The sequence below is a fragment of the Haemophilus sputorum HK 2154 genome (assembly GCF_000287615.1).
In the GTDB taxonomy this organism is placed as follows: domain Bacteria; phylum Pseudomonadota; class Gammaproteobacteria; order Enterobacterales; family Pasteurellaceae; genus Haemophilus_A; species Haemophilus_A sputorum.
The window spans coordinates 1-14741 of the sequence record NZ_ALJP01000004.1 but is presented as its reverse complement, the minus strand read 5'-3'; the positions used below and the strand labels follow the sequence as shown (position 1 = coordinate 14741).

Genomic DNA, 14741 nt, shown 5'->3' with positions numbered 1-14741 from the left:
TTTTAATCAAATTATCAATTTTTGATTGTGAATCATAAAATGAATGTTCTAAAAGAATTAAATGTAAAAAATAAGCGGGCTAAAAAGCCCGCTTGTCAATGATAATGAATTATTCTTCTAACTCGGTTAAATCTAGTAATTCAGGAGAAAGAATGATGCCCGTCAGATCAGCATAAATATAATCTTCTGGGAAGAATGTGACGCCACCGAAATTCACAGGTGTATCTACTTCACCGATTTCTGTCTCTTCTGCACCTACTGGAATTGGGGCAAGTGCATGAATCCCAATATCTAGAGTTTCTAATACATCTAATTGACGAACAGCACCGTAAACAATAATCCCTTCCCAGCCGTTATCTAGTGCAAGTTGCGCTAATTCAGCATCAATTAAAGCACGGCGTACTGCGCCACCGCCATCAACAAGTAATACGCGCCCTTCCCCTTCTTCTTCTAATACTTGTGCAATTAACCCGTTGCTTTCAAAGCATTTAACGGTAGTAATTTTACCAAAGAAAGAAGACGCGCCACCGAAGCTGGAAAAAATAGGTTCCACGACATCGACTTGATCTAAATAAATATCGCAAAGCGCAGAAGTATCAACACGCATAATATGCTCCTTGTTTAAACTGTTTTTATCGGTTTCAGTATAACGCTAGCCGGCTTATTTGCAAAACATTCTATTCATTAGCCTTTAAATAACGGGATTTTTCCTTGCATTGCAAGAAAATGGAATACTGCCGTACAAATACCAAAAATCAGAATTAAGCTAATTGCAGCAATGTTACTTTTTTTCGCTTTGAAAGCTAATGCAGCTGGAATGATACATGTCCAAATGGTTGCTACTGCACCGGCATAACCAATAGCCAATCCAAAGCCTTCCGGAGAAACTAATGAGAAAGCTAATGGTGGTAAGAAAGTTACTGCCCACGCTTTTGTTCTACCTACTTTGCTGTTATCAAATTTGAAGAAATCTGATAAGAAATCGAAAGTACCTAAACCCACACCAACAAAAGAAGAAAGAATTGCCGCAATGGTAAAGGCATTGATCGCTTGGCTAATATATGGCGTTTCAACCACTGCACTTACCGCATTTAATAAGGTCGCAACATTATCGTTAGCAATTAACGGACCAAATTGACTACGTGGCAACACACCGAAAATACTAATAATCCAGAGTAGATAAAGTAGTAAAGCAATCGTTGTTCCACCAGCAATTGCCCATTTTGCTTTGCGCTCTTCCCCGTAGTAATCACGCATAGAGGAAACAGAATGGTGGTAGCCAAATGAGGTTAACGCAACTGGTAACACGGCTAACGTATATTTAGCATAATCTGATTCTGCCATTTTTTGTGTATCAAAAAGCGTTGAAAGATTGATGTTTGTGACTAATCCCCAAATACTCAATATAAAGGTAATTGCCATGAAAACAATTAGCAAAACAGACACTCGGTCAACAAATCGAGTTGAATGCCAAACAATAAAAGAAAATAATCCTACAATAATGACAGACCAAATTGCCGCACTGTTAGCACCAAAATCTACATAATTTTGTGTGAGCCCGCTAAAAATACCACCTGATACTGTAGTGTAAGCATAAAGTAAAATGCCACCGACGAAATAAACGGCAAGGTTGTTAATCACATTAACCACACTACCCAATAAATCTTTAGTTACCGTATTAAATGAAACACGTAATGGATAGCTTTTATAAACGTCTAATAATAACCAACCAGAAAGTGTCATGGTGATCATGGTAAGCAACATGGCAAAAATTGTCCAAATTGTCCAAGCCCCTGCACCTGCAGTTGGTAATGCTAACATACCCGCGCCAACACACACGCCGGCAATAATCGAAGCTCCTCCAAATAGAGAAGGTTGTTTACTCATAATGAATCCTTTTGAATTAATGAAGTCTAATTGTTCGATTTTGCCATAAATTCTGTATTTACAGAAACATTCTCTGAAATAAACCGCTTCAAAGAATAAAAGTTAATAGTTTGACTTCTTACTTTTGTGCTATACTTAAGAGAATATTATTAGAAAGGAGTAACTTATGTTAAAAATGAACGATCTTTCCAAACTGACAAATACCCCAAAATCGACTATTCTTTATTATATTAAGGAAGGGTTATTGCCAGAGCCATTCAAAGATAAACCCAATTTCCACCTATATGATGAAGGCAATATTCAACTCATTGAATTTATTAAATATTTACAAACCAATTTTAATGCTTCTATTTCACAAATCCGTGCGCTATTTTCGCATCCAGATTTTGACATAAACAATCCATATAAAAGTCTGACTTATTCATTAGATCTGATTATGGGCGCAGAAAGTGAAAAATTCTTAGCATCAGAATTATGTGAAGAATTTGGTATCACTGAAATTGAATTACATGAATTAGTTGAAATGGGGTTAATTAACCCACGTAACGGCATTTATACTGGAAAAGAGCGAGATATTCTTGCTATTATCAGCCGTTGTGATGGCAATGAATATCAATTATTAAAAGATTATGCAGAAACAGCGAAAAAACTAGCGCAACAAGAAGTCAAAATCGGTTTGAATATTTTAGCTGACCGTGAAGATCAAGATGGTCGATTAAAACACTTATTTGATATGTTATTGCTCTTAAAACCTTATGTGTTGAATTTACAAACTTTCAACACTTATCAACAACAAGCGAAAGGTGCATAAAAAAATGTGTGAGTTATTTTAACTCACACATTTTTATTTGAATTGATTTCAAACTTACGGACGAATGCCTAATACATGGCAAATGGCATAAGTTAACTCAGAACGGTTTAAGGTGTAGAAGTGGAAATCTTTTACGCCTTCTTTTGATAACACTTTTACCATATCCATCGCAATGCTTGCCGCGACTAAGTTACGGGTGGTTTGATCGTCATCTAACCCTTCATACATTTTGCCCATCCAAGCAGGGATTTTCACATTCGTGATTTTTGCCATTTTCTGTAATTGTTTGAAGTTACTTACTGGCAAAATCCCCGGCACAATTTCTGCCTCAATACCAATCGTTGCGCAGCGATCGCGGAAACGTAAATAGCTATCTACATCAAAGAAAAACTGTGTAATCGCACGGTTAGCGCCCGCATCAATTTTACGTTTAAGATTGAGCAAATCTGCTTGTGCTGATTTCGCATCTGGATGCACTTCTGGATAAGCCGCAACCGAAATATCAAAATCCGCAACTTCTTTTAAAAGTGCAACTAAATCAGAAGCATAAAATGGTTGCTTAGCATAACCTGCTGGTTCATCACCACGCAAAGCAACAATACTACGAATCCCGTTATTCCAATAATCTTTCGCAATCTCACGTAATTCATCAGGGGTTGCATCAATACCGGTTAAATGTGGCGTTGCTGTAATGCCCGTTTCCGCCTGAATACGTTTTACTACTGAGTGAGTACGCTCACGCTCACCAGAGTTTGCACCATAAGTTACAGACACAAACTTCGGATGTAATGTTTTAAGACGATGAATAGAGTCCCATAGTAAGTTTTCCATTTTCTCATTTTTAGGTGGGAAAAATTCAAAGGAGACATTAATTTGTCCATTCAAATCTGCCACACTTTGGTTCAAAATATTAATTTCTCTTGCATAACTCATCGTCTTTTCTCCAATAATTTTGATAATGAAATGATCGTCTATTTGCCCGCATTATGCAAGTTGATATTTTTCACGTTTTACATGAATAAAATTCAACTAAATAATCTTTAATATGAGTCATATAAAACAACAAGCGGTCTGATTTTGCAAATTTTTTGCGAAAACCGACCGCTTGTCAGAATAAAAAAGCAGGCCTTTCGGCCTGCTAACGTGTGGAAATTAGGCAAGTTCTGCACGTAATTTTTTAGTCACATCTACCATCACTTTTAATTGCTCTACGGTTTCTGTCCAACCACGTGTTTTTAAACCACAGTCTGGGTTTACCCATAAACGTTCTTTTGGAATCACATTTAACGCTTTACGCAATAAGTGTTCGATTTCGTTTGCTGTTGGCACACGTGGGCTATGAATATCATACACACCTGGGCCAATGTCATTCGGGTAATTGAATTTCACGAAGGCATCTAATAAATCCATATCTGAACGTGAGGTTTCAATCGTAATCACGTCTGCATCAAGTGCTGCAATCGCAGGTAAGATGTCGTTAAATTCAGAATAACACATGTGTGTATGAATTTGAGTATCGTCTTGACAACCCATTGAGCTTAAACGGAACGCTTCACCAGCCCATTGTAAATAAGCATCCCAATCTGCACGTTTAAGCGGTAACCCTTCACGAATCGCTGGTTCATCAATTTGAATCACTTTGATGCCTGCTTTTTCTAAATCTAATACTTCATCAGAAAGCGCCACAGCAATTTGTTTACACACGGTTGAACGAGGAATATCGTTACGCACAAATGACCATTGTAGAATTGTCACAGGGCCAGTTAACATCCCTTTCATTACGCGGTTAGTTAAGCTTTGCGCATATTCAGACCAACGTACTGTCATTGGCGTTGGGCGAGTAACGTCACCAAAAATAACAGGTGGTTTCACACAACGTGAACCGTAGCTTTGTACCCAACCAAATTTTGTGAAAGCAAAACCATCTAATAATTCACCAAAATATTCCACCATGTCGTTACGTTCAGCTTCACCGTGAACAAGTACATCAAGATCTAGGTCTTCTTGTTGACGAACCACATACTCAATCTCTTTTCTCATTGCTGCTTCGTAATCTTCAAGTGAAAGCTCACCTTTCTTAAACGCTGCACGCGCATGACGAATTTGTAAGGTTTGTGGGAATGAACCAATTGTTGTCGTTGGTAAAACAGGTAAATTTAACCACGCATTTTGTTGTGCAATACGCTCTGCAAATGGTGATTTACGTTGATCTGCATTAGCCGGTAAATTCGCTAAACGTTCAGCCACTTCGGCTTTGTGGATCACTTTGCTGCTTGCACGCGCATCTGCTGCTGCTTGGCTATCATCTAACTCAGCACGCACTGCATCACGACCTTGATTTAAAGCTTGTTTTACCACATTTAACTCGCCAACTTTTTGTAAAGTAAATGCTAACCAGCGATATAAATCTGGATTTTTCTCTTGTAATTGCGTTTCAACTGCTAAATCATATGGGGTATGAAGCAATGAACAGCTTGGAGCAACCCATAAACGCTCACCGAATTTCGCTTTTAACGGTTCAAGTACGTCTAAAACTTGGTTTAAATTCGCACGCCAGATATTACGACCTTCAATAACGCCTGCTGAAAGAACTTTTGTGTAATCTTCAAATGCACTTAATTGTTCTGGCGCTCTCACTAAATCTAAATGTAAGCCATCAACTGGTAAGCGTTTTAAAAGTGCCGCATGTTCTGCAACTGAACCAAAATAGGTTGCTAATAAAATTTTAGCATTCACTTGGCTTAATTGCGCATAAACGCCTTCGTAAGCAGCCACCCATTCAGCCGGTAAATCTAAAGCCAGTGCTGGCTCATCAATTTGAATCCATTCCACACCTTCGGCTACAATCGCAGCTAAAATAGCCTGATAAACTGGAACTAATTTCGCTAATAAATCAAAGCGGTTGAAGGCTTCCCCTTTCTCTTTTCCTAACCATAAGAAGGTTAATGGGCCAACAATCACCGGTTTAACAGTTAAGCCTAATGCTTTTGCTTCACGAATTTGGTTGACATAATGAGTAGGATTTGGTTTAAATTCAGTATTTGCATGGAATTCTGGTACAAGGTAGTGATAGTTGGTATCAAACCATTTTGTCATTTCGATGGCAAACTGCGCTTTGTTACCGCGTGCTAACTGGAAATATTGATCAAGTGTTAAATTTTGGCTATCGAATCCAAAACGAGCAGGAATTGCACCGGTTGCAACTTGTAAATCTAAGATATGATCGTAGAAAGTAAAATCGCCTACTGCCACAAAATCAACATGACTTGCTGCTTGGTTTTGCCAGTTTTTCTCGCGTAATACTTTAGCAATATCTAATAAATCTTGTTCGGCTAATTCTTTACGCCAATAACGTTCTTGTGCAAATTTTAATTCGCGTTTTGCACCAACGCGTGGAAAACCTAAAATGTGGGAAGTAGTATGTAATGTACCCATGATGATAACTCCTATGATCTTTATAATTTTCTAAAATACAGAGGTTTAGCACTTCGCTAAACGGCTTGAGGAGATAATCATACTTTTTACAATATTATGCAAACTCATAATTTTCAAATTAAACATGAATTAAATTCATAAATATAAAATATCTTTATTAAACTGAAAAGTTGAGCTTTACACTTTCAAATTAGATATTTAAAATAGCGATATTTTAAAAGCGCCCTTAAGCTGATTTAAGGGTGGTTCAGTATCCGTAAAGAAGTAAAAATAGCTTCTTGCCCTAAACCACGAGGTTTCTATGTTAAAGCTTTTTCGTATTACTGGCTTTATGCCTTACCTTGCGATTATGTTTTTAAACGCAAGCGTCGATTTAGCCCATAAAATTACGATTCAAAACGTTTTATTAAAGAGTTTTGAAGGCGATACCCAAACGATTTTAACTGCACTGGTCAATACCATGATCTTGTTGCCGTTTATCTTTTTATTTTCGCCCTCTGCATTTTTAAATGAAAAATTTTCACGCACTAATGTGATTCGTTACAGCAGTGTGGCCGCCGTCGTCATTAGCGCACTGATTTGTTTATGCTATTTCAGTGGCCAATTTTATTGGGCATTTGGATTAACATTAGTGCTCGCCGCACAAAGTGCGATTTACTCTCCGGCAAAATACAGCATTATCAAATCTATTGTCGGTTCAGAAAAATTAGGGATGGCAAATGGTGTCATTCAAGCCCTTACCATTGTGGCAATCCTATTCAGCTCTTTTGCCTTCTCTTTCTATTTTGAGCAAGACTACGCGGCTTCAACAGACCCAAATGTTGTGCTTCAAAGTGTCTCTTTAATTGGAGTGGCATTGGTTGTACTCAGTACTTTAGAAGCTTTATTTGCTTGGCGCATTCCGTTTTATCCACAAGAAACCGAACAACAAGCGGTCTTTTCTGCGAAAAAATATGCAAAATTAAGCTATCTACGTGAAAACGTTAATGCTTTACGTGCCGATAGTAACATTTGGTTAAGCATTATTGGGTTAAGCCTGTTTTGGGGTGTTTCTCAAGTTGTAGTAGCAGCATTTCCAGCTCACTATAAAGCGAATTTTGGTTCAGATAACGCGCTTGTGATTCAAGGTATTTTAGCGATTAGCGGTGTAGGGTTAATTCTAGGCTCTTACATTGCAGGAAAATGGTCTGATTATCATATTGAACATGGTATTGTTCCAATCGGTGCATTAGGCCTCTTCTTCTCATTGTTAGGTTTAACCCTTTCTGGTACGAATACAGGTTTATCATTATGCTCTTTTGGTTTCGGCTTTTTTGGTGGGTTATTTATTGTGCCACTGAATGCAACGATTCAATTCTTAGCCAAAGAAGAAAGTAGTGGTCGCATTATGGCAGGCAATAACTTCATCCAAAATATCTTCATGGTTGGCTTTTTGCTATTGAGCATGCTGTTAGTCAGCTTACAAGTTTCTACCACCGGACTATTCTTCTTTACGGCATTAGTTTGTTTAATCGGTAGTTTCTTTGCTATTTTGCAATTACCTCATTTATTTGCCCGCTTGTTAATGCTACCTATCGTTAAAGCCAGCTACCGTTTCCATGTTGATGGCTTACGTAACCTTCCACAAACAGGTGGCGTGTTAATGCTTGGCAACCATATTAGTTGGATTGACTGGATGATCTTACAAGCAGCCAGCCCACGTGCGATCCGTTTTGTAATGTACCGCCCAATTTATAACAAATGGTATTTGAAATGGTTATTTAAATTCTTCCGTGTTATTCCAATTGGTGCTGGCGCAAGCAAAGAATCGATTCAAGCCATTCGTGCTTGTTTAGAGAAAGGCGAAGTTGTTGCATTATTCCCTGAAGGTCATATCAGCTATAACGGACAAATTAACGAATTCCAAAAAGGCTTTGAACTTATTTTAAAAGGTCTTGAAAATGTGGCAGTGATGCCGTTCTACTTACGCGGTTTATGGGGCTCAAGCTTCTCTCGTGCCGATAACTTCTACAAACGCATGACTAAACGCCAAGGTAAACGCGAAATTTTGGTCGCATTTGGTCCAGTTGTGGATGCTTCTGTCGATGCAGCAACTATGAAACAAAAAGTCGTTGAACTCTCGTTCAGCGCGTGGGAACGCTTTATTAACCGCCAAAAACCATTGCAACATCACTGGTTAGATCAAGCGAAAAGTCAGCTTCTTAAAAGCTGTGTGGCTGATGCACAAGGCATGGAACTAAATAACCTGAAATTTATTACTGGTGTATTGGTATTTGTGAAAAAACTCAAAAACGTGTTGAAAAATGACAAACACGTTGGGGTGTTATTACCAAGTTCTGCCGTCGGGGCAATGGTAAACATGGCACTATTTGTCATGGGTAAAGTGCCAGTTAACCTAAACTACACGTTAAGCCAAGAAAGTATGCAAAAAGCTTTAGCAAAAGCGAATATTAGCCACATTATCACTTCAGAGAAATTCTTAAATAAACTGAAAGATAAAGGGTTCGATTTTGCAGAAGTATTAGGCGATAAAGCCATTTTTGCAGAAAATTTAGCAAAAATGACCGCTCGCAGTACGAAAATCAGTGCATTACTTACCGCCTTATTGATGCCAGCATCGTTAATGAAACTCTGCTATTTTGCAGACACCACACTTAACGATACCGCCACTATTCTATTTAGTAGTGGAAGTGAAGGGGATCCGAAAGGCATTGAGCTCAGTCACAAAAACTTGTTAACCAACATTAAGCAAGTGAGCGAATTATTAAATTTCAAACACAATGATGTGATTTTAAACTCTTTACCTATTTTCCATAGCTTTGGATTAACGGTCACCACGTTAATGCCACTTTGCGAAGGGGTTAAAATGGTTAGTTGCCCAGATCCAACCGATGGGGCAACTATCGGCAAAATGGCGGCGCGTCATCATGTTAGTATTTTGTTTGGTACCTCGACTTTCTTCCGCTTATACAGCAAAAATAAAAAGTTGGATCCGCTCATGTTCCAACAAGTCCGTATGGTAATTGCAGGTGCTGAAAAATTAAAATCTGACGTGCATGAAGCTTTCCGCCTTAAATTCGGGCTAGAGATTTATGAAGGTTATGGCGCAACAGAAACCGCACCGGTTGCTTGTGTCAACATGCCGAATATGTTAGATCCAGATACACTAAATAGCTTTACATTTAGTAAAACTGGCTCTGTTGGCTTACCACTTCCTGGCACGGTTATTAAAATTGTGAATCCAGAAACCTTAGAAGAATTAGCAACGGGTGAAGATGGCTTAATTCTTATCGGTGGTGGGCAAGTCATGAAAGGCTATTTAAATGATCCTGAGAAAACCGATGATGTCATTGTTGAGATTGATGGTGTTCGCTATTACAAAACCGGCGATAAAGGTCATATTGATGCACAAGGTTTTATTACCATTGTGGATCGCTATTCTCGCTTTGCTAAAATTGGCGGAGAAATGATTAGCCTTGGTGCTGTTGAAGAAGCACTTTTACAAGTCTTCGGCGATGAAACCCAATTTACTGCCACAAGCATTAGTGATGAGAAAAAAGGCGAATCTGTGGTCTTATTGGTGAAATCAACCTTAGATTTAGCTGAGATTAAAGCGAGAATTAAAGCCTCTAGTTTAGTCCCGATTATGCAGCCAAGCGAAGTGTTGCTAGTAGAAGAAATTCCACTGTTAGGCTCAGGCAAGGTCGATTTCAAAGGGGCAAAACAATTAGCACAAAAATTATTAACGCAAGCGGTCTAATTTTTAAGGCAATTTGCAAAAGTCTTTTAAAAAGACAAGGAGAAAGCATGATATTTAAAATGAGTTGGCAACGCTATCTTAGTATCATTTTCTTGGCATTTGGCGTCGGTCAGTTAGGGCTGGCGCTAATTAGCTGGGTGGCGGCAAACTGGCAACACTGGAGTATCTTCCAAAAATTATATAGCGTACAGGCACTCGTCGTCCTGTTAATGTTAGTTACCCAATATGGCATTTATCGCTCACGTAATAATCTCGTTGCCAACAAAAACTGGTTGAGTCAATTTTCGTCCTTGCTGTTGGCAGTGAGTTTTGGTGGGCTATTTGCGTTATTTGGACAAAGCTATCAAACTGGCGCTGACATTTGGGAATTATTTGCCCTATGGTCACTCGTACAACTGCCATTGCTTTTCTACTTTGCCAATATTGGTTCAGCAATTTTGTTTATCTGCACGCTGAATTTGGCTCTACTCTTTTTCCTAGAATATAACTTTATTCCGACTTTACGTTGGTCGAATAATCTAGATTGGTCTGTACGCTTTGTCTCTCAATTACCAGTAGCTTTACTCAATCTTGTAATTATTGTTATCTGTGAACGTTGGGGGCATCTGCTTAACGATCACCACCGTACAACCGCAAGATTTGCCAACATTGCTTTAATCCTTTCTTGGTGCAGAGTTGTCATTTTCGGTATAGATGAAAACACTCTAGCTATCACTATACTGGTTTATGCTATCGGTTTTATTTACTACTTTGTTCGCCGAGATATCTTACTAGCCGTACTCTATTTCATTGGTATGATTGGGATGGGTGATACATGGATAATCATGAGTTCGAGCGACTTTACTGGTGGGCTTCTTAGCGCAATTCTCTGCACATTATTTGCGTTTTGGCTTTTGATTGTTTATGGACGGAATTATTACTTAAAAAGCCAACCTGAATTAGCCGATCACTGGGCATTTAATTTGGGGTCTAGCATTATTTTGATGTTCGTCACGATACTTGTGCTTGTGTTCATGTGGTTTGCATTTCAGGATTTTTATGCACTATGGGTAGGGGCATTCATTTTTACTGCGTTAGGAACAAGATACTTTTTCAATAAAGGCTATATTTATGCGGTTTCCTTAGGCTTAGGGCAAGCTCTCGCTATGTTTGCCACTTTAGGGATGGAACTGAGTGTATTGAGTGAAGTATCTGGGCCAATGCTTTTAGTCAGTGTGATTTATACTGGATTTTTCTTTATTTTCGCACTGCCACAATGGCTACGCATACTTTCATTAGCGACGAGCATTTATTGTTTCTTTTACTCAACAATATATCACTTGGCAGTATTAGAGTTAGAGTGGTTATCTTTTAATTTTTATTTTATAACCGCCTGTCTCTTAATAATTTGCATGAGTTTTATTTGGTTATCTCTAAATTCAGCACGCCAACAAAGTCGTATTATGGCGCTTGCATGGGGGATATTACTGTATTTTGCCGCAAGCGAAATTTGGACTACCCATCTAATGTACTACAGCTCAATGGAATTAAGTGAACTCTCACAAGATGATTTCATTAAAATGCTGTTTAGATTTTTTATGCCAAGCCAATGGAATGATTTCACCATAAGTTTTATCTTCTATTGGGGCATCTTTATCTGTTGTCTGGTGGCGTTAGTCTACCGAGTCTATCAGCAAGGTTTTGATGGCGTTAAAGCAACAAAATTGATTTTCGCAATGGTGCTGCTTACGGTTGTTTTACTCATTACCAGAGTGTGGTGGCCAATCTATTTACTCTTTATCGCCTATTTTATGCCAAGCCGCGCATTGTTAGGTTTTTGTGTCTTAATGCTCATGCATAATTGGCTATGGAGATTCTATTACTACGAGCCATTGCCATTTGATTACAAAGCACTGATGTGCCTTGCAGTAGGTTTAGTCAGTCTATTTTGTTATTTACTGGTACGCGAAGCACCACAAACAGAAACCAATGAGGAACAAAACGCAATAAAATCAGGAAAAGTGAAGTTCGCTTACCTTGTGCTGTTAGTGTTAACTGGTGGCGTATTAACCAGTGTAAATATGAAAATGATGCAATATAACGCAGTGCTAAATGAGGGAGAATCGGTTATTTTAGAAATTGAACCGATTGATCCGCGTTCATTATTGCAAGGCGATTACATGGTGCTCAACTATACAATATTAAATAACATTGAACGCCAAGATGATTTTCCGAAAAAATTCTACGCATTGATTCAGCGCAATGAACAAGGCATTGTAGATATCTGTCGGATGAGTGATACCGTCCCAACCGATTTTAGTGGTTGTGCGCCAAATGTGTATCTCCCACTGAAAACGGATGGCTGGCAAACTCGCCTACCAAGCCAAGATTATTTCTTCCCAAGTGGCAAAGAGAAATATTACAGCACAGCGGCTTACGCAGAATATCGTTTTAAAGACGGTGTGCTATTACTGGCTCGTTTATTAGATGAACACTTGAAACCTTTAACGCTGGAATCTGTAACAGCCGAAAAAGAAAAAGGGGAAGAGAAAGAAGAGTAAAAAAAACAAGCGGTCAAATTTTTGGGGGCAGATCACTTTTCCTTTCATTTTTATTTTCCCTAACAGATCTGTATAATATTTACCCTTTGAATATAAACGATTGAAGGAGGAAAGCATGATAAAACTGGATACTTTACCGCAATTTTTGCGTAATAAAGTCGAGGAAAATGATGCTTTTGGTCTTGTGGAAGGGCTGTGTCAATTATTACGTAGTAGCCCTACAGAAAAAATTTCTCCAACCTTGCATTTTTTTAAGTTTATCTTAAAGAACGATAAAGAATTAGGCTGTTCTGTTTCGAAATTATTATGTGGTTGGTTATGTGGTTTACGTCTTTACCCATTGTTTATTAGTAGTGGTATTCTTACGCGTGGCGGTTTTGGGCAAGAAATGAAAACGCGTATTTATGAGCGTTTTAACCCCTCTTTTAAAGATATTAATGATTTACGTGATATTTTTTATTTATTGTTTAGCGATAAAAATGATGCGCGCTGGATTGATGCCGTTCCTTTAAAAACGTGGCGAGGCTTATTTGGCGTTTTAACTCGTTATACAGAACAAAAAGATCGTGAACGTTTAAAAAATCATATTGAAAGTGAAGGGCTATTTGCCATAGAGATGCTTTCAATTTGGATTGCGGCTGAAGATATGGATCCTGAGCTGATGCGAATGGAGCCCTCTCTGTTGAATGCTGATTCCCCTTTTGTCGCATTACACCATGAAGTGGTGAATTGGTTACAGGCGCGCCGACAATCAACCGTTTTTGATGATAGTCATTTGCAGGTAATGTTTAGCCAATGTAAAAAATTGGTTGAGCGTTTGCAAAAACGTGGGGCAGTGGTCGGTTCTTCTTTAAATACGGCTTATTTATTGGAGCGTCTTTCTCAGACTTTAGAACGATTAGAAACCTTGATGGCGATTTTTGTTTCAAATCGCTATTTACCACGCCGAATATTGTTATTAATCGGCTGTTTTGCTCGCGCTGCAGCAGAAAAACATAGCATCACCCGATTATGGAAACAAAGCTCAAGATTAATTGCTCGTAGTGTTACGCAGAATGCTGGAGACCACGGCGAGCATTACATTACTCGAGATAAAAAAGAGTACTGGGCAATGTTTTATTCTGCGGCAGGTGGTGGTGTATTAATTGCACTGATGGCGCTATTTAAAATCTATCTAGGTAGCATTATTGATGATAAAGTCTGGAAAGGGATTGCCGAAGGCTTAAATTACGGCTTAGGTTTTATGGTGATCTTTATGTTGCATTTTACGGTAGCGACGAAACAGCCAGCCATGACAGCAGCCCGTTTTGCTGAGGCCGTCGAGAAAACGCCTCAAGGTAAAACCGTCAATATGAAATTAGCTCAGTTATTAGTGGATGTATTTCGCTCTCAAAGTATTGCGGTGCTAGGTAATGTTCTCATTGCGATGGGCTTAGCGGCATTGATTGCGTTTGGTTACCAATATAAAACAGGTGAGCCGTTGATGAATGTCGATCAAATCGCTTATCAGTTACATAGCATTGATCCTTTCGCAGGAACCTTATGGTTTGCAGCCATTGCGGGAGTATGGTTATTCTGCTCTGGGATTATTTCGGGCTATTTTGATAACCGCAGTAATTATTTGAATATGCGCATGCGTTTAACCCAACATCCGTTATTGAAAAAAATAATGTCTGAGAAATCTCGCGTTAAATTTGCTAATTATATACATGAGAATTATGGCTCGCTTATCGGTAACCTTTGTTTTGGTATGTTGCTTGGGATTACGGGTGTAGTGGGTTACTTAACGCACCTTCCGTTAGATATTCGTCATGTGGCATTTTCATCTGCGAATGTAGGCTATATTGCTGTGAGCGGACAATTCACCTATTCATTGCTTTTACAATGCATTGGTTTTGTATTGTTGATTGGTTTAGTGAATTTAATTGTCAGTTTTTCATTAACACTTTGGGTTGCACTGCGTTCTTTGAATGCGGAAATTGATAGCTGGTGGCCAATTTGGCATGAAGTTTGCCAAATTGTGAAAAAACGACCATTGAGCTTATTTCTTCCAGTTCAATTAGATAAATAATCGTCTAAGTGATCTGCCCCCAAAAAGTTGGACAGGTTAGTTAACTTAAATATTGAGCTCGGTATTGCACTGGGCTCAATCCTTTGAAAGCAAGTTTAATTCGTTTTTGGTTGTAATACACTAAATATTCTTCAATTTCAGCCTGTAATTCAGCGATTGAATGATAACTCCGTGAGTAAAAACACTCTGATTTTAGTATCGCAAAAAAACTTTCAATCACCGCATTATCGTAGCAAT

9 protein-coding genes are annotated in these 14741 nt (G+C 38.6%); 4 read left to right on the top strand and 5 right to left on the bottom strand.

What is annotated here, in order from left to right; genetic code table 11:
- Nucleotides 1-109: 109 nt before the first annotated feature.
- Together rraA and HMPREF1128_RS00975 are read right to left on the bottom strand one after the other, a co-directional pair.
- Complete coding sequence (gene rraA, locus HMPREF1128_RS00980; protein WP_007523353.1) at nucleotides 110-607, bottom strand: ribonuclease E activity regulator RraA; 498 nt, start codon at nucleotides 605-607, stop codon at nucleotides 110-112.
- 77 nt (nucleotides 608-684) lie between these two features.
- Nucleotides 685-1887, bottom strand: coding sequence for an aromatic amino acid transporter (locus HMPREF1128_RS00975; RefSeq protein WP_007523390.1), 1203 nt, complete (start codon nucleotides 1885-1887; stop codon nucleotides 685-687).
- A gap of 166 nt (nucleotides 1888-2053) precedes the next feature.
- On the opposite strand from HMPREF1128_RS00975, the gene HMPREF1128_RS00970 reads away from it, so the two are divergent.
- Nucleotides 2054-2698, top strand: a complete 645-nt coding sequence (locus HMPREF1128_RS00970) for a MerR family transcriptional regulator (RefSeq protein WP_007523313.1) — start codon at nucleotides 2054-2056, stop codon at nucleotides 2696-2698.
- Nucleotides 2699-2752: 54 nt separating this feature from the next.
- Here the strand turns inward: HMPREF1128_RS00970 and metF are convergent, their stop codons facing one another.
- Both metF and metE read right to left on the bottom strand, forming a co-directional pair.
- The gene (gene metF, locus HMPREF1128_RS00965; RefSeq protein ID WP_007523366.1) at nucleotides 2753-3631 is read right to left on the bottom strand and encodes a methylenetetrahydrofolate reductase; all 879 of its coding nucleotides are present in this window, start codon (nucleotides 3629-3631) and stop codon (nucleotides 2753-2755) included.
- A gap of 219 nt (nucleotides 3632-3850) precedes the next feature.
- A complete protein-coding gene (gene metE / locus HMPREF1128_RS00960; protein ID WP_007523333.1) occupies nucleotides 3851-6133 on the bottom strand; it encodes a 5-methyltetrahydropteroyltriglutamate--homocysteine S-methyltransferase in 2283 nt (760 codons plus the stop codon).
- 301 nt (nucleotides 6134-6434) lie between these two features.
- Between metE and HMPREF1128_RS00955 the strand changes: the two genes are divergently transcribed.
- The 3 genes from HMPREF1128_RS00955 to HMPREF1128_RS00945 all read left to right on the top strand — a co-directional run bounded on the left by HMPREF1128_RS00955 (nucleotide 6435) and on the right by HMPREF1128_RS00945 (nucleotide 14504).
- Nucleotides 6435-9893 (top strand): acyl-[ACP]--phospholipid O-acyltransferase, encoded by a 3459-nt coding sequence (locus tag HMPREF1128_RS00955; protein ID WP_007523326.1) that lies wholly within the window; start codon nucleotides 6435-6437, stop codon nucleotides 9891-9893.
- Between the two features lie 47 nt (nucleotides 9894-9940).
- Entirely contained in the window at nucleotides 9941-12433 is a 2493-nt protein-coding gene (locus HMPREF1128_RS00950) for a GDYXXLXY domain-containing protein (RefSeq protein WP_007523371.1), read from the top strand.
- Between the two features lie 115 nt (nucleotides 12434-12548).
- On the top strand, nucleotides 12549-14504 hold the full coding sequence (locus HMPREF1128_RS00945; RefSeq protein WP_007523336.1) for a site-specific recombinase: 1956 nt from the start codon (nucleotides 12549-12551) through the stop codon (nucleotides 14502-14504).
- A gap of 40 nt (nucleotides 14505-14544) precedes the next feature.
- Here HMPREF1128_RS00945 and HMPREF1128_RS00940 read toward each other — a convergent pair.
- Nucleotides 14545-14741 (bottom strand): IS3 family transposase (locus tag HMPREF1128_RS00940; protein ID WP_035529900.1); only part of this gene is annotated, 197 nt, incomplete at its 5' end.

Bases quoted from the DNA above. Each gene is read 5' to 3' on its own strand.
- HMPREF1128_RS00945 (WP_007523336.1), top strand. From the start codon at position 12,549: ATGATAAAACTGGATACTTTACCGCAATTTTTGCGTAATAAAGTCGAG.
- metF (WP_007523366.1), bottom strand. From the start codon at position 3,631: ATGAGTTATGCAAGAGAAATTAATATTTTGAACCAAAGTGTGGCAGAT.
- HMPREF1128_RS00970 (WP_007523313.1), top strand. From the start codon at position 2,054: ATGTTAAAAATGAACGATCTTTCCAAACTGACAAATACCCCAAAATCG.
- HMPREF1128_RS00950 (WP_007523371.1), top strand. From the start codon at position 9,941: ATGATATTTAAAATGAGTTGGCAACGCTATCTTAGTATCATTTTCTTG.
- rraA (WP_007523353.1), bottom strand. From the start codon at position 607: ATGCGTGTTGATACTTCTGCGCTTTGCGATATTTATTTAGATCAAGTC.
- metE (WP_007523333.1), bottom strand. From the start codon at position 6,133: ATGGGTACATTACATACTACTTCCCACATTTTAGGTTTTCCACGCGTT.
- HMPREF1128_RS00955 (WP_007523326.1), top strand. From the start codon at position 6,435: ATGTTAAAGCTTTTTCGTATTACTGGCTTTATGCCTTACCTTGCGATT.
- HMPREF1128_RS00975 (WP_007523390.1), bottom strand. From the start codon at position 1,887: ATGAGTAAACAACCTTCTCTATTTGGAGGAGCTTCGATTATTGCCGGC.